This is a genomic window from Pseudomonas inefficax (assembly GCF_900277125.1).
Classification (GTDB): Bacteria; Pseudomonadota; Gammaproteobacteria; order Pseudomonadales; family Pseudomonadaceae; genus Aquipseudomonas; species Aquipseudomonas inefficax.
Window position 1 is genome coordinate 1 of the sequence record NZ_OPYN01000118.1, and the last position, 1,370, is coordinate 1,370.

Annotated in this window: 1 pseudogene; it reads left to right on the plus strand. The window is 66.5% G+C overall.

Going from position 1 to position 1,370, the window contains the following annotated elements:
- Nucleotides 1-1,370: pseudogene (locus JV551A3_RS14290) on the plus strand (hypothetical protein); the annotation flags it as partial.

The following is a 1,370-nucleotide window of genomic DNA, read 5'->3' on the forward strand; positions in this document are numbered from 1 at the left end:
CCAAGCCGGCCTTGCCCGCAGGCGATCTCGGTGGATGACCCGGGCATGTTCGTCGTCAACTACCGCAACGAGCCCCTGGCCCTGCGTGTGTACGACCCGAACAAGGTCGGCCCGGACGGCAAGCGTGGCATGCAGGCCGACGGCCTGGCCGGCGACCTCAGCCATGCCTTGCAAACCCGTACCGACCGCGCCATCCCGGCGCTCAACCTGGCGCCCTCGGCGATCACCTCGGCGGTCGGCCCCACCGGTGGCACCACGCTGTTCCCGCCGCACATCAACGCGGCCGGCAGTGAACCGGGCGACCCGTTTACCCCGATGCTGCGCACCTACTCGGGTGACAACGTACGCCTGCGCATGCATGCCGGCGGCCATGAAGAGGAGCACAACATCACCTTGCACGGCGTGAAGTGGTTGCAGAACGGCACCGGCTACGGCAACAGCTCCAACTCCGGCTGGAAGGCATCGCAGATGATCGGTATTTCCGAACAACTGGGCTTCATGGCGCCGGTGTCGATGATCTCCAGTTCGGCGGCCACCAACGGTGACTACCTGTATTCGCTGGATGCGGCCCTGGAGGGCTACTGGAACGGCATCTGGGGCATCATGCGCAACTACACCGCGCAGCGTGCCGACCTGTTCCCGCTGCCCAACAACCCGCAGCCGGTGGCCATGCGCAACACCGTGAACTTCGACGGCATCTGCCCGAAAACCACGGCCAACCCCAACGGCATCGGCAGCCGCCCCACGGTCAAGCGCAACTACGAGATCGTCGCGGCACTGGCCAACGACATTCTCGAGAACCGCAACGGCGTGAGCATCAGCGACCCGGCCGGTGTCGGTCAGCATGTCGGCGGCCCGCTCAAGGCCAACGGCGGCACCCTGGTGTTCAACAGCCGCAAGACCGCCATCCCGCTGGTGAGCGGGGTAGACCCCGAAGATGGGGAACCCTTCACCATTGGTGGCCACAGCGCGCCACTGCACGACCCGACCGCGATCCTGTACGTGCGCAAGGCCGACTTGGATGCCACCACCGGCAAGCTCAAGGCGGGGGTGCCCGTGGAGCCGCTGGTGCTGCGCGCCAATGCCGGCGAGTGCATCAGCATTACCCTGGAAAACCGCCTGCCATTGGTGATGCCGGACCTGCCCAGCACTGCGGTGATGCACAACGTGGTCAAGCGTGACCGCTTCGACAGCGAGGGTGCCACCGCCTTCGCCAACAACCTGATGCGGCCATCCAGCCACGTGGGCCTGCATGCCCAACTGCTGGCCTACGACATCACCAAGTCGGACGGTGCCAACGTCGGCCTCAACCCGGTGCAGACCGTGCCCCCGCGCGCCGGCACCAGTGGCGCCTGGCCGACCCGTACCTA